19 protein-coding genes are annotated in these 17,432 nt (G+C 40.7%); 2 read left to right on the top strand and 17 right to left on the bottom strand.

Annotated elements, in window-relative coordinates; genetic code table 11:
* Window positions 1-42 precede the first annotated feature (42 nt).
* From fabZ to ACFOSE_RS06305, 11 genes are all read right to left on the bottom strand, one after another.
* Window positions 43-465: a 3-hydroxyacyl-ACP dehydratase FabZ gene (gene fabZ, locus ACFOSE_RS06355; protein ID WP_018030383.1), complete on the bottom strand. Its 423-nt coding sequence runs from the start codon at window positions 463-465 to the stop codon at window positions 43-45.
* On the bottom strand, window positions 462-908 hold the full coding sequence (gene accB, locus ACFOSE_RS06350) for an acetyl-CoA carboxylase biotin carboxyl carrier protein (protein ID WP_380431772.1): 447 nt from the start codon (window positions 906-908) through the stop codon (window positions 462-464). Before accB ends, fabZ begins: the two co-directional genes overlap by 4 nt.
* Before the next feature lie 2 nt (window positions 909-910).
* Window positions 911-2,143, bottom strand: coding sequence for a beta-ketoacyl-ACP synthase II (gene fabF / locus ACFOSE_RS06345; RefSeq protein WP_380431770.1), 1,233 nt, complete (start codon window positions 2,141-2,143; stop codon window positions 911-913).
* Window positions 2,144-2,213: 70 nt separating this feature from the next.
* Window positions 2,214-2,951 (bottom strand): 3-oxoacyl-[acyl-carrier-protein] reductase, encoded by a 738-nt coding sequence (fabG, locus tag ACFOSE_RS06340; RefSeq protein WP_380431768.1) that lies wholly within the window; start codon window positions 2,949-2,951, stop codon window positions 2,214-2,216.
* A 9-nt stretch (window positions 2,952-2,960) separates the two neighbouring features.
* The gene (fabD, locus tag ACFOSE_RS06335) at window positions 2,961-3,881 is read right to left on the bottom strand and encodes an ACP S-malonyltransferase (RefSeq protein WP_380431766.1); all 921 of its coding nucleotides are present in this window, start codon (window positions 3,879-3,881) and stop codon (window positions 2,961-2,963) included.
* Between the two features lie 63 nt (window positions 3,882-3,944).
* Complete coding sequence (gene fabK, locus ACFOSE_RS06330; protein ID WP_380431764.1) at window positions 3,945-4,913, bottom strand: enoyl-[acyl-carrier-protein] reductase FabK; 969 nt, start codon at window positions 4,911-4,913, stop codon at window positions 3,945-3,947.
* A 202-nt stretch (window positions 4,914-5,115) separates the two neighbouring features.
* Window positions 5,116-5,340 (bottom strand): acyl carrier protein, encoded by a 225-nt coding sequence (locus ACFOSE_RS06325; RefSeq protein ID WP_380431762.1) that lies wholly within the window; start codon window positions 5,338-5,340, stop codon window positions 5,116-5,118.
* Between the two features lie 63 nt (window positions 5,341-5,403).
* Entirely contained in the window at window positions 5,404-6,378 is a 975-nt protein-coding gene (locus tag ACFOSE_RS06320; protein WP_380431760.1) for a beta-ketoacyl-ACP synthase III, read from the bottom strand.
* Entirely contained in the window at window positions 6,378-6,812 is a 435-nt protein-coding gene (gene fabT / locus ACFOSE_RS06315; protein WP_380431758.1) for a fatty acid biosynthesis transcriptional regulator FabT, read from the bottom strand. Before fabT ends, ACFOSE_RS06320 begins: the two co-directional genes overlap by 1 nt.
* A gap of 112 nt (window positions 6,813-6,924) precedes the next feature.
* A complete protein-coding gene (fabM, locus tag ACFOSE_RS06310) occupies window positions 6,925-7,716 on the bottom strand; it encodes a trans-2-decenoyl-ACP isomerase (RefSeq protein ID WP_380431756.1) in 792 nt (263 codons plus the stop codon).
* Window positions 7,717-7,821: 105 nt separating this feature from the next.
* Window positions 7,822-8,475: an HAD family hydrolase gene (locus tag ACFOSE_RS06305; protein WP_380431754.1), complete on the bottom strand. Its 654-nt coding sequence runs from the start codon at window positions 8,473-8,475 to the stop codon at window positions 7,822-7,824.
* 120 nt (window positions 8,476-8,595) lie between these two features.
* Here ACFOSE_RS06305 and ACFOSE_RS06300 point away from each other — a divergent pair, with 120 nt between their 5' ends.
* Window positions 8,596-9,960 carry an aspartate kinase gene (locus ACFOSE_RS06300; RefSeq protein ID WP_380431752.1) on the top strand — a complete coding sequence of 455 codons (1,365 nt, stop codon included), beginning with the start codon at window positions 8,596-8,598 and terminating at the stop codon, window positions 9,958-9,960.
* A 118-nt stretch (window positions 9,961-10,078) separates the two neighbouring features.
* The gene (pbp3, locus tag ACFOSE_RS06295) at window positions 10,079-11,314 is read left to right on the top strand and encodes a D-alanyl-D-alanine carboxypeptidase PBP3 (protein WP_380431750.1); all 1,236 of its coding nucleotides are present in this window, start codon (window positions 10,079-10,081) and stop codon (window positions 11,312-11,314) included.
* A gap of 24 nt (window positions 11,315-11,338) precedes the next feature.
* On the opposite strand, the gene ACFOSE_RS06290 is transcribed toward pbp3, so the two are convergent.
* From ACFOSE_RS06290 to pnp, 6 genes are all read right to left on the bottom strand, one after another.
* Window positions 11,339-11,743 carry a Mini-ribonuclease 3 gene (locus ACFOSE_RS06290; RefSeq protein ID WP_380431748.1) on the bottom strand — a complete coding sequence of 135 codons (405 nt, stop codon included), beginning with the start codon at window positions 11,741-11,743 and terminating at the stop codon, window positions 11,339-11,341.
* A 108-nt stretch (window positions 11,744-11,851) separates the two neighbouring features.
* Window positions 11,852-13,222 (bottom strand): cysteine--tRNA ligase, encoded by a 1,371-nt coding sequence (gene cysS, locus ACFOSE_RS06285; protein ID WP_380431746.1) that lies wholly within the window; start codon window positions 13,220-13,222, stop codon window positions 11,852-11,854.
* A gap of 73 nt (window positions 13,223-13,295) precedes the next feature.
* Window positions 13,296-13,475 carry a hypothetical protein gene (locus tag ACFOSE_RS06280; protein ID WP_380431744.1) on the bottom strand — a complete coding sequence of 60 codons (180 nt, stop codon included), beginning with the start codon at window positions 13,473-13,475 and terminating at the stop codon, window positions 13,296-13,298.
* A gap of 12 nt (window positions 13,476-13,487) precedes the next feature.
* The gene (cysE, locus tag ACFOSE_RS06275) at window positions 13,488-14,072 is read right to left on the bottom strand and encodes a serine O-acetyltransferase (protein ID WP_380431742.1); all 585 of its coding nucleotides are present in this window, start codon (window positions 14,070-14,072) and stop codon (window positions 13,488-13,490) included.
* Between the two features lie 13 nt (window positions 14,073-14,085).
* Window positions 14,086-14,832 carry an SseB family protein gene (locus ACFOSE_RS06270; protein WP_380431740.1) on the bottom strand — a complete coding sequence of 249 codons (747 nt, stop codon included), beginning with the start codon at window positions 14,830-14,832 and terminating at the stop codon, window positions 14,086-14,088.
* On the bottom strand, window positions 14,825-17,020 hold the full coding sequence (gene pnp / locus ACFOSE_RS06265) for a polyribonucleotide nucleotidyltransferase (protein ID WP_380431738.1): 2,196 nt from the start codon (window positions 17,018-17,020) through the stop codon (window positions 14,825-14,827). Before pnp ends, ACFOSE_RS06270 begins: the two co-directional genes overlap by 8 nt.
* Window positions 17,021-17,432: the final 412 nt, after the last annotated feature.

Here is a 17,432-nt window from a genome sequence, read left to right as displayed (position 1 = left end):
AATATTTTTCAATGGCAAACTATAGGGTGATACAAAATCATCCTAGTTCCCAATAGCAAATGTCAAGGTACCGCTTGCAGCTAGCTTTCCATCAACCTCTGCCTTAGCTTCTACCACAGCGATGGTGCCACGGCGTTTAATAAACTTAGCTGTCATTACCAATTGATCACCTGGAACAACTTGCTTTTTAAACTTAACCTTATCCATACCTGCATAGAAGACCAATTTCCCTTTGTTCTCTTCCTTGGACAATTCTAAAACACCTGCTGTTTGTGCCAAGGCTTCCATAATCAGGACTCCAGGCATGACAGGGTATTCAGGAAAGTGACCGTTAAAGAAAGGCTCATTGATTGTAACGTTTTTAATCGCTACGATTTCATCATCAGAAACTTCCAAGACACGATCAACTAGAAGCATTGGATAACGGTGAGGAAGAGCTTCACGAATTTTTGTAATATCAATCATTTAATACGTACCAACCCTTTTCCGAATTCGATGACTTCTTCATTGTCAACGAGAACTTCTGTTACAATACCGTCTCTAGGCGCAGGGACTTCATTCATGACTTTCATCGCTTCAATAATCAAGAGCGTTTGTCCTTTTTTGACATTATCACCAACAGAGACAAAAGCTGGTTTATCTGGAGCTGGGGCAAGATAGGCCACACCAACTAGGGGACTTTCTACAACATCTCCTTCAGCTGCTGTCGAAATTGGAGCTACTGGAGCCACAGCAGATTCAGCATCATCAACAGGAGTTTGATTTACTACTGGTGTTGGAGCGGGAGCGAGTGACTGTGTATCATTTTTACTGAACACTAGTGTTTCACCATTATTATTATAAGAAAATTCCCGCAAACTTGACCCATCGAACTGACTCATTAACTCTTTAATTTCTGAAAGATTCATGTTTAATCCTCCCAATGTTTAAAGGCCAGCACAGCATTATGACCGCCAAATCCAAAGGTATTTGAGATAGCATAATCAATATCTGCCTTACGACCTTGACCCATGATAACATCTGCTTCGATATCTTCAGATAATTCTTTAGTACCAGCTGTCATAGGAAGGAAGCTGTGACGGATAGCTTCAATGGTCGCGATAGCTTCAACAGCACCAGCTGCACCCAGTAAATGACCTGTATATGACTTGGTTGAAGAAACAGGAACATTTTTACCAAGAACAGACACAATCGCCTTACTTTCACCTTTTTCGTTGGCTTGGGTTGAGGTTCCGTGCGCATTGACATAGCCAACTTGGCTTGGTTCAATACCTGCTTCTTTAATAGCCAATTTCATAGCCTTAGCCGCACCAGATCCATCTGGAGCTGGAGTTGTCATGTGGTAGGCATCACAGGTGCTGCCGTAACCGACAATTTCAGCTAAAATATTAGCGCCACGCTTTTGAGCATGCTCTAAACTTTCCACGATGAGGACACCAGCACCTTCACCCATAACAAAACCATTACGGTTTTTGTCAAATGGAATAGCTGAACGAGCGGGATCTTCTGTAGTAGAAAGAGTTTTCAAGGCATTAAAGCCACCGATACCAATCTTAGTAATTGAAGCTTCTGAGCCACCAGCAAGGATGACATCATGAAGTCCATATTTAATTTCACGAAAAGCTTCCCCGATAGCATCATTGGCTGATGCACAAGCTGTAGTAATAGATTTACAGACCCCTTGAGCACCGATTTTAAGAGCAATGATTCCAGCTCCCATATTTGATAGAGCCTTGGGAATAAACATCGGTTGGATACGTTTCATACCACGCTCATGCATACGAATGATTTGATCTTCCAACTCCTGCAGACCGCCTATACCTGATGATACGATAACACCAGTACGATCACGATCAACACTATCCATATCAAGTTGAGCATTATCAAGAGCTTCCATTGCTGCATAAATAGCATAGAGAGAATAGGTATCCATACGGTTAGTGTCTTTTTTGACAAAATATTTATCGAATGGAAAATCTTGAATTTCTCCAGCATTGTGAACTGGAATTTCTGAAGGATCAAATTTTGTAATAGGTTTGATTCCGATTTTTCCATTTTCCAGATTGTTCCAAAAATCTTCTGGAGTATGTCCGATTGGCGAAGTTACACCGTAACCTGTCACAACAACACGATTCAAAGTCATAATAAGTCCTCTTACTTTCTTTATTTCCTGGATGATTTTGTGTTTAGTGTTAATAGTAATCTAATCGCCATTAACCCTGCATGGTCATACCGCCGTCAATGGCGATTACCTGACCAGTTATATATTCTTGACTTGCTAGAAAAGCAGCAACATTCGCCACTTCTTCTGCCTGTCCAATTCTTTTCATGGGAACTTGGGCAATCATAGTATCTTTCATCTTATCAGGAATGGCATCAGTCATATCAGATTCGATAAAGCCAGGTGCAATAGCATTGACGCGGACCCCGCGAGCAGCAACTTCACGCGCCACAGACTTGGTTAAACCAAGTAACCCCGCCTTAGAAGCTGAATAGTTGGCCTGACCAACATTACCTATCAAACCAACAACCGATGACATATTGATAATAGCTCCCTGACGAGCCTTGGTTAAGGGTTTAAGAACTGCTTGTGTCATGTTGAAAGCGCCGGTTAAATTGATTTTAAGAACACTTTCAAAATCATCCTCCGTCATCTTCAACATCAACTTATCCTTAGTAATACCGGCATTATTGATGAGAATATCTACAGAGCCTAGAGCTACAATAGCTTCATCAACCATTCGTTTAGCATCTGCAAAATCAGACACATCACCAGTAATGGCCACTACTTTTACACCATACTTAGCAAATTGTGCTAGGAGATCATCTGAAATCTCTGAACGGCCATTAATAACGAGATTGGCTCCCAAGCTAGCAAACTTATGAGCAATAGCTAGACCGATACCACGTGTTGAACCTGTGATAAAAACATTTTTATTGGTTAATTCCATAAGAGTCTCCTATTTTTCTAGTAGAGCTTGTAGACTAGCAAGATCTTCCACATTAGAAACAGTGACAGCTTTATCAATTTTTTTCATAAAGCCACTGAGAACTTTGCCAGGACCAATTTCAAGATAGTCTGTCACCCCAAGCTCTTTCATAGTGGCAATTGACTCATAAAAGCGAACAGGCTCCATAACCTGACGAGCCAAGAGAGACTTAATATCCTTCTTGGTCATAACTTTGGCTTGCGTATTCCCCACTAAAGGAATTCGAAAGTCTGAGAAACTTACACTTTCCAGTTTTTGAGCCAATTTAAGGCTAGCTGATTTTAAAAGAGCCGTGTGGAAAGGTCCTGAGACCTTCAAAGGGATTAGCCTCTTAACCCCTGCTTCTTTGAGATTTTCAACCGCAGCATCAACCGCAGCTATATCTCCACCGATAACAATTTGAGCTGGTGTATTATAATTAGCAGGACGAACATAGCCCTTATCAGAGGCCTTCTCACAAGCTTCTTCAATAACTTCAACCGGCGTATTCATAACCGCTACCATTTTGCCAGTACCAGCTGGTGCAGCGGTTTCCATCAATTCACCACGTTCAGCTACCAAAGCTACTGCATCTTCAAAAGATAGAGCTCCAGCAGCTACCAAGGCAGAGTATTCTCCCAATGAAAGACCGGCTACTGCATCTGGCTGGAAACCCTTTTCCTGAAGCAGGCGATAAATGGCAATAGAGGTTGTTAAAATAGCCGGCTGTGTATAACGCGTTTGATTGAGTTTTCTCTCATCAGTATCAATCAATTGACGCACATCATAACCTAAAATTTGACTGGCTGTCTCAAATGTTTCTCTAACAATTGGGTAAGTCTCATACAAATCACTCGCCATACCAAGTTTTTGGGCACCTTGGCCAGCGAATAAAAATGCTGTTTTAGTCACTCTAATATCCTCCAAGTTTGGCTTTGGATTTCTATTTTATGAAATAAAAATCTCAGGTCTTGCTTAGTCTACTGACACCTCTACCCAACGAGCAGCTTCTTCTTTGATCACTTTAGCAGCACCGTAGTACAGATCTTTTAAAATAGCCTCGCAGGTTTCTTCTTCATGAACAAAACCTGCGATTTGCCCTGCCATCACTGAACCATTCTGAACGTCACCATCCACAACTGCATTGCGGAGAGCACCTGCTCCCAGCTCTTCAATTTCTTCAGCAGATTTTTTGCCAGCCAAGAAATCTTTTTCAGCTTGTCCATAAGCTGATGATAGCTTGTTTTTGATTGCGCGCACTGGGTGGCCAACTACTGACGCTGATACAACGGTATCAATATCCTTAGCTTTGATGATTTTATTTTTAAAGTTAGGATGAGCATTGGATTCCTTGGCAACTGCAAAGCGGGTCCCTACTTGGACAGCTTCTGCACCAAGCATAAAGACAGCTGCCATCCCACGACCATCAGCTACACCACCAGCACCAATGACAGGGATATCAACAGCATCTACAACCTGACGTACTAAGGCCATGGTGGTTAGTTTACCAATGTGCCCGCCAGCTTCCATACCTTCTGCAATGACGGCATCAGCACCGAGTTTTTCCATACGTTTAGCGAGCGCTACGCTAGGCACAACGGGAATAACTGTAATACCAGCATCATGGAAACGCTCCATATACTTACCTGGATTTCCCGCACCAGTCGTAACAACTTTAACACCTTCTTCAATGACCAGATCAACAATATCATCAGCAAAAGGAGACAAAAGCATGATGTTAACCCCAAAGGGTCTATTGGTGATTGACTTTACACGGTCAATATTTGCTTTAACGACTTCTTTAGGGGCATTACCACCGCCAATGATACCAAGTCCACCAGCATTTGATACAGCGCCAGCTAAATCACCATCTGCCACCCAAGCCATTCCCCCTTGGAAAATAGGGTATTTTATATTTAATAATTCCGTTATACGAGATTTCATGTTTTTTACCTTCTAAATTTTTAACATTCAACAAGTTTGAATGTCAAAGTATCAATATAAAGAAGAAGGCGGATGAGTTACCCCGTCCACCTTGCAGTCTTGTATGCTATTCTAAAGAACCGAAACATTAACAAAACCGCACCTTCGTGACTAAATATATAAACTTCAAAGGCTGGGAGATGATCCCAGTCCCTCAAATTGCTTATTTAGTTTTTTCTTCTACGTAAGCAACTAAGTCACCAACAGTATTCAAGCCATCTTCAGTTTCGATTTGAATATCAAAAGTATCTTCAATTTCTGAAATAACTTGGAATACATCAAGTGAATCTGCATCAAGCTCATCAAAAGTTGTTGTTGTTTGAACTTCTTCTGGTTCTTTACCAAGCTCTTCAACGATGATTTCTTGTACCTTTTCAAATACTGCCATTTTAAAAATTCTCCTTTAAGATAAAATAAAAAATTATAAATACTGCCTTACACAGTTATCTATCTAAATTTTAACAATTAGACTGCCCCATGTCAATCCCCCACCGAATCCCGATAGAAGGACTGTTTGCGAACCGTCCAATTTAATTATACCATTTTCAACAGATTCCGCGAGTAAAATAGGAATACTCGCAGCACTAGTATTGCCATAATACATCATATTCGCTAAAAACTTTTTACGTTCAAGATCAATTTTCTTGGCCATCTTGTCTAATATACGGATATTAGCTTGATGTAAGAGGGCATAATCCAAATTTTGACCAGTGATGTTGGTAGACTCTAAAAGCTCTTTAATGCTAGTAGATACATCCTTTATCGCAAAATCAAAAATAGCACGCCCATCCATTGCCACATAAGGATTGTTAATCCCTTGTTTAGAATAAGGGGAAGCTAAGCCACACTGACCAGATGTTAAACTTTGCCCGCGGCTACCATCACTATGAAGAGACTCTGCCAAGAAATGCTCCTGAGAGTGAGCTTCCAATAGGACACCGCCAGCTCCATCTCCGAATAGAACAGCTGTGCGCCTATCTGTCCAGTCCAGTGTTTTGGATAAAACTTCAGCACCAATGACAATCCCCTTTTGATAACTACCAGTCTTGATAAACTTTTCGGCCGTCGCAAGAGCAAAAACGAAACCACTACAGGCTGCAGTCAAATCATAAGCAAAGGCCTTGGTCGCCCCGATATTAGCCTGAACACGCGCTGCCGTTGTCGGCATCATAGAATCAGGTGAAATAGTAGCTACAATAATAAAATCGAGATCTTGAGGTTTAATTTCTGACTTTTCCAAAAGCTGCTTGGCTACTATAGTAGCCAAGTCGCTCGTTTCCTGATCACGGCTAATACGTCTTTCTTTAATACCTGTACGGCTAGAAATCCATTCATCACTGGTATCCATTATTTTTGAAAGATCATTATTAGTAACGATTTGATCCGGTACATAATAAGCTGTTTGACTAATTTTCGCAAAGGGCATTACTTTAAATCCTCTAAAAACTGATAAAGATTATGCAAACCACGCTCCAGCGTCTTAACCTCAACATCGTCCATTCCCTCTACGATTCGAGAGACCATATTTTTATGGAAGCGATTGTGCAGACGGTAAATCAATCGACCTTTCTTGGTTAAACTTAAATGCACGACTCGACGGTCTACCTTAGAACGATGACGCTCAACATAACCTTTTTTTTCTAATTTATTTAGGCTGGTGGTAACCGTTCCTAAAGTAACCATCAGTTCTCGGGCTATATCACTTGGCGTTGCATCCGGAATATGTCCGATAATATCAACTGTATGCATCTCTTTCATGGATACATCATTAAAACGACTATTTTTTAAACTCATTTCTTCAATAACCAAAACATTATTGAAGACTTTTGTTAAATACTCATTAACCAGCTTATAATCCACTTTCTACCTCGATCCTCAAATAGTTTGACATTCAAAGTATATCAAAACTAGAATACATTTGCAAGGAAATTGAAAAACTTTATCAGTTGAGCTACCTAGCGAGTAAAAGCTCTTATTTCCCAGTAAATTTTGGACGGCGTTTAGCACTGAAAGCATTGACACCTTCTTTAAAATCTTCTGTGAAGGCTAACGATTTCTGAAGAGCCAACTCTAAATCAGCATATTCTTCCCAGCCAGCAAATTCACTCTTCCAAACCATCTCCTTAATAGCCTTAAAGGAATTAGGTGAGCTACGTTTCAAGCGGGTAATTAAACGTTCTGTATCACGTTCCAATTTTTCAGATTCGGTTAATCGATAAACAAATCCCCAATCCAAAGCTTTTTGAGCATTGACAGCTTCACCAGTCATAGTGATTTGAGTGGCACGATTGATACCAATAGAGCGGGTCAAAAGAAAGAGCCCCCCAGCGTCTGGTGCTAAACCAACACCTACAAAAGCTTGAATAAATTTGGCTTTTTCAGAAGCAATAGTAAAATCTGCCGCTAAAACCATATTGAAGGCAGCTCCTGCAACTGGTCCATCAACACTCATGATGACTGGTTTTGGCAGACGCTTCATCATGAATGAAATAGTATTGACCAACTCTGCAATCCGAACCAAGGATTGGATATCATCGGCATCTACCGCCTTTTGCATTTGGTCAAGATCCCCACCGACAGAAAAAACTTTTCCATTAGCATTGATGAGAAGGATTTGAGCAGTCTCATCTTCTTCGGCCTGACTAATTGCCTCAATAATTTCTTCACAGATAGGAATATTGAAACCATTAGATACTTCTGGTCGGTTAAGCGTCAAAGTAGCGATGCCATTGTCTACACTGTAAAGAATAGTTGAAAAATTCATATGATGCCTCCAATTATTTTTTAATTCAAACTAAAATTAAAGATTTCTTTATTTCCAGTTTATTATAGCTAAAAATATTCTTTTGACAAGGAATTACTGCAAAAACTAGGAAGTCTCACTAGTTAATAATAAATCCATACATTCTGTCAAACTGGATACTAAACGTTGGGCTTGTTTTTGATTCATACCAAAACGCTTATCTTCAATAGCCCAGACTTCTATACCTGCTGCAACTCCAGCAGCAATACCTTTTTCACTGTCTTCAATAATCAATAATTCAGGTTTATCAAAACCCAGAAGTTCAGCAGCCGCATTATAAATATCCGGATGAGGCTTGCTTTCAGGGAATTCTTCTCCAGATAAGATGACATCAAAATAGTCTATTAAATGAGTATCTCTGAGGGCCTTTAAAATATCAGCCTTGGTTGAACTAGAAGCCAACCCCATCTTAATACCTTTTTCCTGAAGTTGATCCAAGGTTGATTGAACATCCGCAAAAATGAGTTCAGTATAAGGAAGGGGATGGGAAGTTTTATAGGCGTCGTAATCTGATTGAAGTTGATCAATATCCCAAGCATCGTAGCTGTCACCCAATATCTTTTGCCAGACTTGCTTCATGTTACCACCAATAAAAAAGCTAGGAGGCAGGTGTTTAATAGAAATTCCCTGACCAGCTAAAAAAGTCTCACGTCGAGTATAGTAAAATTCTTCGGTATCAAACAAGACACCATCCATGTCAAAAATAATTGCTTGCTTCATAATAGACCTCTTTGTTATTCTATCATAATTTCGCTAAAGTTGACTGCTAAAGGAAATTGAAAAACTGTCTGAATTTTGCTATAATTTAAAAATATACTTATAAATTTAAACGGAGTCACTATGAAAGTTATTAAATTCGGTGGAAGCTCTTTAGCATCTGCAGAGCAATTGAAAAAAGTTCTTGATATCGTTAAATCTGATCCAGAACGTCGCTTTGTAGTTGTCTCAGCTCCCGGTAAACGCAATCCTGAGGATACCAAGGTTACAGATGCGCTAATTAAATACTATCGTTCCTATACAGCAGACAATGATGTAACTGATAATCAAAATCTCATTATCAATCGCTACAAGGCTATCATAGAGGAATTGGGACTTTCAGCCAGTATCCTTGATAGAATTGCCGCTAGTATCACTGACTTAGCTACCCTACCTATTGAAGGGAATGATTTTCTCTATGATACTTTCTTAGCAGCGGGTGAAGATAATAATGCTAAATTAATCGCAGCTTATTTCCACAAAAATGGTCTTCCTGCTCGTTATATACATCCGGGACAGGCTGGAATTATCGTCTCTAGTGAACCTGGTAACGCACGAATTTTACCATCAAGTTACGATAAACTAGAAGAGTTGCGCGATAGCGATGAGGTTCTTGTCATCCCCGGTTTCTTTGGTGTGACAGTAGATGGACAAATCTGTACCTTCTCACGCGGAGGTTCTGATATTTCTGGCTCTATCGTTGCGGCAGGAGTTAAGGCCGACCTCTATGAAAACTTTACCGACGTAGATGGTATTTTTGCTGCCCATCCCGGTGTTGTTCACAAGCCCCATTCTATCAAAGAGCTGACCTACCGTGAAATGCGGGAATTAGCCTATGCTGGCTTTTCTGTTCTCCATGATGAGGCTCTAATTCCTGCCTACCGCGGACAAATTCCGCTGGTCATTAAAAACACTAATAATCCGAGCCACCCGGGTACTAGTATCGTGCTAGAACATCGCAAACAAGCCATTCCAGTAGTCGGTATTGCTGGCGATGACAATTTTGTCAGCATTAATATTTCTAAATACCTGATGAACCGAGAAGTCGGTTTCGGTCGCAAAGTCCTGCAAGTTTTAGAAGAACTCAATATTCGCTGGGAACATATCCCAACAGGTATTGACGATATGTCCATTATTTTACGCGACCGTGAGTTAACGCCTATTAAAGAGCAGGAAATTTTGACACAATTAACTCGCAATCTGGGAGTGGATGAGATCGAGATCGAACGCGATTTATCGATTATTATGGTTGTTGGGGAAAATATGAAGAATCAGATTGGGGTTACAACAACAGCGACCAAGGCTCTATCTGATAGGAATATCAACCTAGAGATGATTTCACAAGGTTCCAGTGAGGTTTCCATCATGTTTGTTATCAAGACCAACCAAGAAAAAGCTGCCGTCCGTGCTCTTTACAAAGCCTTTTTCGACACCGATAAAGCTCAATAATAAACTAACTCAACAATCAGCTTCTGCAAAAGCAGGAGCTGATTTTAATCTGAATTTCAACAGGATGATTCTGATTTATGATATAATTGTAGAGATAATTTTAAGTAAGGAATTATGTATGAAGAAATTTTTTGTGAGCTTACTTATCGGTTTGGCTTTTCTGTTCGTCAGCAGCGCGGCCTTGGCTGATGAATTTAATGCAGAGGCTGAACACGCTATTGCTGTTGAGACAACGACCGGTAAGGTCCTTTATGAAAAGGACGCGACAACACCAGATGGCATCGCTTCAATAACTAAGATCTTAACCGTTTATATGGTTTATAAGCAAATTGATGCTGGTAAGCTTTCTTGGGATACTAAAGTTGAGATTTCCGACTACGCTTACAGCTTGACGACCAATTCTGATGCCAGCAATGTCCCTATGGAAAATCGCAAATACACTGTTAAAGAATTGGTGGAAGCTTCAATGATTGCTAGTGCAAATAGTGCAGCTATCGCCCTAGCTGAAAAAATCGCCGGCAGCGAACCAGACTTTGTTGATAGAATGCAAACGCAATTAAAAGAATGGGGAATTCAGGATGCTAAGCTAGTCAATGCTTCCGGCCTTAATAATAGCTACTTAGGCGATAATATCTATCCAGGTTCTTCCAATGATGATGAGAATCAGATGAGCGCCCGCGATGTTGCAATCATCGCCCAGCACCTAATTAAAGAATATCCTGAAGTTCTTGATATTAGTAAAAAAACCACTGCCGATTTTCATGGAACAACTATGAATAGCTTTAACTACATGTTAAAAAATATGCCCAATTACCGTGCAGGGGTTGATGGATTAAAAACTGGGACAACTGAACTGGCCGGACAATCCTTTGTGGCTACTTCAACCGAAAATGGTATGCGCGTCATCAGTGTTATCATGAATGCCGATCATGGCGATACCAATGACTACGCCCGCTTTGAAGCAACCAACAAACTGCTAGATTATGTCGCCTATAACTTTCAGATGACGACCTTGACTGTTTCTGGCAGCAGTTACCATAAAAGTAAAGCAGAGGTTATCGATGGCAAATCAAAATATGTTCCAGCCGTTACACAAAAAGATTTTAAGGTCGTAACCAAGATCGGTTCTGATAAAAAACCAGAAGCTGTAGCCAATACCAAGACCCTGACAGCTGAGGTAAAAAAGAGAGCAGAAGTCGGAAAATTGACCTATAAAGATCCCGATTTAATTGGCAGTGGCTATCTCGACAACCCTCCAAGTGTCACCTTGGTGGCTCAAAAACCTGTTAAGAAAAGTTTCTTCCTCAAGGTCTGGTGGAATCATTTTGTTAATTATGTGAATGAAAAATTATAAAAAGTAAGGTTGGGCTATCCAACCTTACTTTTTGGTTTTTTCAATATAAATAATGCACCAATTGATCAATTCCTCGAGGCGCTCAAGCTGCTCAGTCATGTGGAGATAGCCCATGACCGCTTCAAAGCCCGTGGACATTTTATAGGTGATAATATCAGTATTCTTGGCCTTTGTATGCGTATTGGCATTGCGACCTCGTTTATAGATTGCTTCTTCCTTGTCGGTTAAAAGACCTTCTTCTAACATTTCGGTAATCAACATGGCCTGCGCCTTAGCTGACACGTAGTGGGTGGCTAAACGATGCAAGTGGTTGGGTTTGGTCTGTCCTTGAAAAATCAAATGGCGACGAATATAGGTCGAATAAATAGCATCACCCTCAAAAGCCAGAGCCACTCCGTTGATAAGATCGACATCCACTGACTTTATCATAAGACTTTTCCCCACTTCTCGTCTAAATTGGAAGTATGGTAATCATCAACTTCAATTCCTAGTTTTTTCCTATTTTTTCGAAAAGCATCTAATCTCTTTTCTACTTCCTTAATTCCCTGAACTTTGATCACGCGTCCACCTCACACTATCCTTAGTATCGAGCAATTTAATTCCCTGAGCTGCCAAATCATCACGAATGCGGTCAGCTCTTGCAAAATCTTTATTGGCACGCGCCGCTTGACGTTCTTCAATCAGTTTTTCAATGTCAGCATCCAAAACTTCCTCTTCAAAAACAATACCAAAGACATCCAACATTTTAGCAAAGGACTCTTTAACAGCTTGTGTATAGTGACCAGAGTTAGAATTAATCCACTTAGCCATTTCAAAGACCACCGTAATACCATTGGCGGTATTAAAATCATCATCCATGCTTGCCTTGAAATCTGCTAAAAACCGATCCAAAGCAACTTGATCTTGATCAGTTTCTTCATTTATCGGTAAAGTAAAGGTGTTTTTGAGGTATTTAAGATTGACCTCAGCATCATGAATTGCTTTTTCAGTAAAATTAATTGGTCTACGGTAGTGCTGGGTAGCTAGGAAGAAGCGCAGCACTTGTCCGTTCACTGTCTTAAGTAAATCGTGGACGGTTACAAAATTACCCAGAGATTTAGACATCTTCTCATTATCTACATTGACAAAACCGTTGTGCATCCAATAGTTAGCAAAAGTCTTGCCTGTCTTAGCTTCTGATTGCGCAATCTCATTGGTATGATGTGGGAATTCTAAATCAGCACCACCGCCATGTATATCAATCGTATCCCCAAGAATAGCTGTAGACATGACCGAACATTCAATATGCCACCCCGGACGCCCCTGACCCCAAGGACTATCCCAAGATACCTCACCTGGTTTGGCCGACTTCCAAAGAGCAAAGTCTAGCGGATCCTCTTTGAGTTCTGTTTCGCTATCTGTTCGACCACTGGCACCAATTTCTAGCTCATCGAGGGTCTTGTTGGCCAAAGCGGCGTAATTTTGAGATTTTTGAACACGAAAATAAACATCACCGGCTGACTCATAGGCAAAACCCTTATTAATTAAAATTTGTACAAAATTGATTATTTGGTCCATATATTCCACAACACGAGGGTTTTTCGTGGCAGATTTAATACCTAGAGCCTTGGTATCTTCCATAAAAGCTGCGATAAATTTATCAGCCAGATCTTTAGGAGTCATACCAGCTTGCTTAGCTGCCTTGATGATTTTATCGTCAACATCTGTAAAATTAGAGATGTAATTGACCTTATAGCCAGCGTATTCAAAATAACGACGAATGCTATCAAAAACCACTGCTGAGCGAGCATTTCCTATATGGATATAATTATAAACAGTTGGACCGCAGACGTACATATTGACCGTATCTCTATGAATTGGTACAAAATCACGTAAACTACGGGTCATAGTATCATAAATTTTAATCACAGTACTTCCTTTCTTTGCATAATCTTTTAATGTTTGGTAACAGTAAGTTGCTGATTTTTAGGCAACTGGATTTTCATTTCTTTTTTGGCTTGTTGTCATCTTTGAGGATAAAAATCAAAATCATCCAGAATACGCCAATAGCCAACCAAGTGTAAGCCAAGGAGTGACTCCCATAAAGCCACTGTTGACCGACATTAAGAAAGGCAAGAATAATAACCAATAAATCGAGCCACCTTTTTTTCAAAAACTTCATTGCAATCCTCTTTTATAGATGAGACGAATGGTAGCTAGCCTCACGTGCTTCCTGTAATGTACGAATAATCGCTTCATCTTTTTGACCATGAACACGAACAACCTTGGCAGGTACACCAACAACTGTGACATCCTCAGGAACATCTGTCAAAACAACTGCCGCTGCTCCCACTTTGGCGTTTTTACCAATCTCTATAGGACCGATAAGCTGGGAATGAGCCGAAATAAGTGCTCCCTCACGAACGGTCGGGTGACGCTTGCCAACATCTTTTCCGGTTCCACCCAGTGTTACACCATGGTAGAGCATGGCTCCTTTCTCAATAATGGAAGTTTCTCCAATTACTAGACCAGCGCCATGGTCGATGAAAACACCACTAGCAATTTGAGCGCCAGGATGAATTTCAATATTGGTCAAAAACCGCCAAAATTGGCTATGCATCCGTGCCAATAGCTTGAAATGGTGTTTCCATAAAAAATGAGAGAGACGATGGGCAGCCAAAGCCTTAATTCCTGGATAGGTCAGAAGAACCTCTAAGGAAGTACGGGCAGCTGGATCTTGCCTTTTTACAATATCAATAGAATCTTTCCACCACCCCATAGGCACTCCTTCCTTAATCTATATCTTTCCAATTCACTAAGACTTGGTTATCATCAAGCGGATTAATCACAACACCTGAAGTTTCCCCAACACCATTCTCTCCTTGGGCTGGATGAGCAATTTGGGCAATGGTCCAAGTCATTACAACACCCTTAGCCTGACGAAAAGGAAAGCCTAGTTCACCATCATTGTACCATTTCGCCAAACTTGGAACACTAGTAAAGATTGGAATATAGGTAGCACTCTCAATCGCAAGAGTTGGATAACTGCGCTGATAAATACCATCTTCAGCTGTCAGAATGATAACTGGCACAAAATATTTGCTCTCCATCGGAGCTAGCTCCTGATTCTCCTCACCCAAAACATCATGTAAAAGAGTTGTATAGGTATTGATGAATTGAATCATTTCACTACTCTTAAAAATTGTTGAATTAGCAAAGTCGCCAGATTTCTTAATATTAAAGACCAGACCATGGAGACGATTTTCAACAGCTTCTTCTAAAACTTCAATGCTAGGACGTTCAATCCAGTCCTGTTTTTTAGCACTGGGGTGCTCTTTCCGGAAATTATCCAAATCTGACTTGCTGGTAAAGACAGGGATCACCTTTTTACCATCGACAACAATCGCATAGGGCTGACTGCTAGCCAGAACCGGAATGGAATGGAAGCTATTAACAATGGTTAAACTATCCAAAAAATTATCCGGATTAGCAATAAAGTTACGAAGGGCAAAGTCTAATTCTGAGTTAAATTTATTCATGTGCATTACCTTCTTTTGATTCAGTCAGTTTTGATTTTTTTGGATGATGACCAGTATATTTTTTGTCTGATTCACCATTCAAATGTTTCTCTTGTTTGGGCAGAAGAGCCTTGAGCGAAGCATTGACTCGTCCTTTGTCATCAATCTTGATGACCTTAACGTCAACTTCATCACCAAGTTTAAGGACATCTTCCACCTTAGCAACACGGTTCCAAGCTAATTCAGAAATATGGACCAAGGCATCCGTCTTATCGAAAAGATTGACAAAGGCACCAAAGCTTTCAAGACGAACTACTTTAGCATGATAAACCTCTCCTACCTTAGCTTCACGAACCAAATTGCAGATAATTTCTTTGGCCAACTGGATAGCGTCTAAATCAGATGAGAAGATTTGCAAATTTCCCTCATCATCAATATCAATTTTGACACCAGTGTCATCAATAATCTTATCAATGGTTTCGCCACCTTTACCGATAACAATCTTGATTTTATCTGGATCAATTTTAAGGGTATCAATCTTGGGAGCCGTCGCTGCCAATTCAGGTCTCGGAGCAGGAATGGTTGCTTCAATCAAATCAAGAATTTCAAAACGAGCTTTTTTCGCTTGTGCCAGAGCTTTTTGTAAAATTTGTGGTGTAATACCTGCAATCTTAATATCCATCTGTAAAGCCGTAATTCCTTGACGAGTTCCTGCGACTTTGAAATCCATATCGCCAAAATGATCTTCCAAACCTTGGATATCCGTTAAGATAGTATAATTGCTACCATCTGAAATAAGTCCCATAGCAATTCCTGCCACCGGAGCTTTGATCGGTACCCCTCCAGCCATCAAGGCTAGAGTTCCAGCACAGATAGAAGCCTGCGAGGAAGAACCATTTGATTCTAGTACTTCTGAAACTAGACGGATGGCGTAAGGAAATTCTTCAAAACTTGGTAACACTTGTTCTAAAGCACGTTCCCCCAAGGCTCCATGACCGATCTCACGCCGTCCCGGTGCACCGTAACGACCAGTTTCCCCAACAGAATATTGAGGGAAGTTGTAATGGTGTAAAAAACGTTTGCGGTACTCGGGATCTAGCCCATCGACAATCTTTGTTTCACTCATTGGTGCTAGGGTTAGGACGGATAGAGCTTGCGTTTGTCCCCGGGTAAAGAGGCCAGATCCGTGGACCTTCGGTAGAAAATCAACTTCCGCATCTAGGGAACGGATTTCATCAATTTGACGCCCATCTGGACGAATTTTATCTTCCGTAATCAGACGGCGTACCTCCGCATGCTCCATTTGCTCTAAAATTTCAGCCACATCACGGATAATCCGATCATGTCTTTCGTCTTCGGCATAAGCTTCCTCGTAAACCTCTAAAACACGATCTTTGACGGCTTGGGTTGCTTGTTCGCGTGCCAATTTTTCCCCGACCTGAACAGCCTTTTGTAAATCGGCATTGTAGTTAGCAATAATCTCGGCCTGTAGATCATCATCCACCTGAAGTAGCTCTACCTCAGCTTTTTCTTTGCCCACAGCCGCCACGATTTCCTCTTGAAAGGCAATAAGTTCACGAATGGCTTCATGACCCTTTAACAGGGCTTCTAGCATGATTTCCTCTGATAATTCTTGAGCGCCGGATTCAACCATGTTGATAGCTTCCTTGGTACCTGCCACTGTCAATTCCAAGAGTGAATCTGCCTTTTGTTGAGCAGTGGGATTGATGATAAACTCACCGTCAATATAGGCAACCTGAACACCAGCGATTGGACCATTAAAAGGGATATCAGAAATGGATAAAGCCAAAGAACTTCCAAACATAGCCGCCATCGGGCTGCTGGCATCTTCATCGTAAGATAGGACTGTATTGATAACTTGAATTTCATTACGGAAACCCTCGTCAAACATAGGACGAATGGGTCTATCAATCAAGCGCGCTGTCAGAGTAGCATCTGCCGAGGGACGACCTTCACGTTTTAGAAAACCACCGGGGAATTTACCAGCTGCATACATCTTCTCTTCATAGTTGATCTGCAGGGGAAAGAAATCGCTGGAAGACATTTTCTTAGACATGACAGCTGCACTCAGTACCGTTGAGTTCCCATAGCGAATTAGAGCCGCACCATTAGCTTGCTTAGCTAGTTGACCGATTTCAACCGCTAAGGTCTGGCCTGCAAAGTTTGTTTGAAAAACTTGTTTTGTCATTAAAGCACCTCATTTGCTGGAAATTAGATACCCGTTTTTTACAAAATGAAATTAAGATAAGCCAATCTTAACTTGATTTTGCACAAAATCATGGTATCCCCCATATTTTACCATAAAAGAGGAAGAATGATAAGATTGCTAATATCTTTGTGCAAAGAAAAGTCCATCTCAAGTAAGATCTTTAACAATTAAGATAAATACTCAGATGAACAGAAAACTTATTCCAGTAAATAGCTTTAACTCTTCTTAAAATATGACTAAGAATATTGGATAATAGATGCAAAAAGGGATGATTAGATTGAAAACTATATCCCCGCCTGAATACGTTTCCTCTAACAAGTTTCAGCGGTAGATCTAAATCAGGCAAAAAGAGAGAACCAATTTGGTCCTCTCTCGGATTTAGATTTCTTGC

It is taken from the genome of Streptococcus dentapri (assembly GCF_042649885.1).
Lineage (GTDB): Bacteria > Bacillota > Bacilli > Lactobacillales > Streptococcaceae > Streptococcus > Streptococcus dentapri.
Note: the sequence above shows the minus strand (reverse complement) of the source record. Positions and strands in the feature narration are given on the sequence as shown.

Bases quoted from the DNA above. Each gene is read 5' to 3' on its own strand.
- fabM (WP_380431756.1), bottom strand. From the start codon at position 7,716: ATGAATTTTTCAACTATTCTTTACAGTGTAGACAATGGCATCGCTACT.
- fabK (WP_380431764.1), bottom strand. From the start codon at position 4,913: ATGAAATCTCGTATAACGGAATTATTAAATATAAAATACCCTATTTTC.
- cysE (WP_380431742.1), bottom strand. From the start codon at position 14,072: ATGGGGTGGTGGAAAGATTCTATTGATATTGTAAAAAGGCAAGATCCA.
- ACFOSE_RS06280 (WP_380431744.1), bottom strand. From the start codon at position 13,475: ATGAAGTTTTTGAAAAAAAGGTGGCTCGATTTATTGGTTATTATTCTT.
- pnp (WP_380431738.1), bottom strand. From the start codon at position 17,020: ATGACAAAACAAGTTTTTCAAACAAACTTTGCAGGCCAGACCTTAGCG.
- accB (WP_380431772.1), bottom strand. From the start codon at position 908: ATGAATCTTTCAGAAATTAAAGAGTTAATGAGTCAGTTCGATGGGTCA.
- ACFOSE_RS06320 (WP_380431760.1), bottom strand. From the start codon at position 6,378: ATGCCCTTTGCGAAAATTAGTCAAACAGCTTATTATGTACCGGATCAA.
- ACFOSE_RS06300 (WP_380431752.1), top strand. From the start codon at position 8,596: ATGAAAGTTATTAAATTCGGTGGAAGCTCTTTAGCATCTGCAGAGCAA.
- ACFOSE_RS06325 (WP_380431762.1), bottom strand. From the start codon at position 5,340: ATGGCAGTATTTGAAAAGGTACAAGAAATCATCGTTGAAGAGCTTGGT.
- ACFOSE_RS06270 (WP_380431740.1), bottom strand. From the start codon at position 14,832: ATGAATAAATTTAACTCAGAATTAGACTTTGCCCTTCGTAACTTTATT.
- pbp3 (WP_380431750.1), top strand. From the start codon at position 10,079: ATGAAGAAATTTTTTGTGAGCTTACTTATCGGTTTGGCTTTTCTGTTC.
- ACFOSE_RS06290 (WP_380431748.1), bottom strand. From the start codon at position 11,743: ATGATAAAGTCAGTGGATGTCGATCTTATCAACGGAGTGGCTCTGGCT.
- fabZ (WP_018030383.1), bottom strand. From the start codon at position 465: ATGATTGATATTACAAAAATTCGTGAAGCTCTTCCTCACCGTTATCCA.
- fabG (WP_380431768.1), bottom strand. From the start codon at position 2,951: ATGGAATTAACCAATAAAAATGTTTTTATCACAGGTTCAACACGTGGT.
- fabF (WP_380431770.1), bottom strand. From the start codon at position 2,143: ATGACTTTGAATCGTGTTGTTGTGACAGGTTACGGTGTAACTTCGCCA.
- ACFOSE_RS06305 (WP_380431754.1), bottom strand. From the start codon at position 8,475: ATGAAGCAAGCAATTATTTTTGACATGGATGGTGTCTTGTTTGATACC.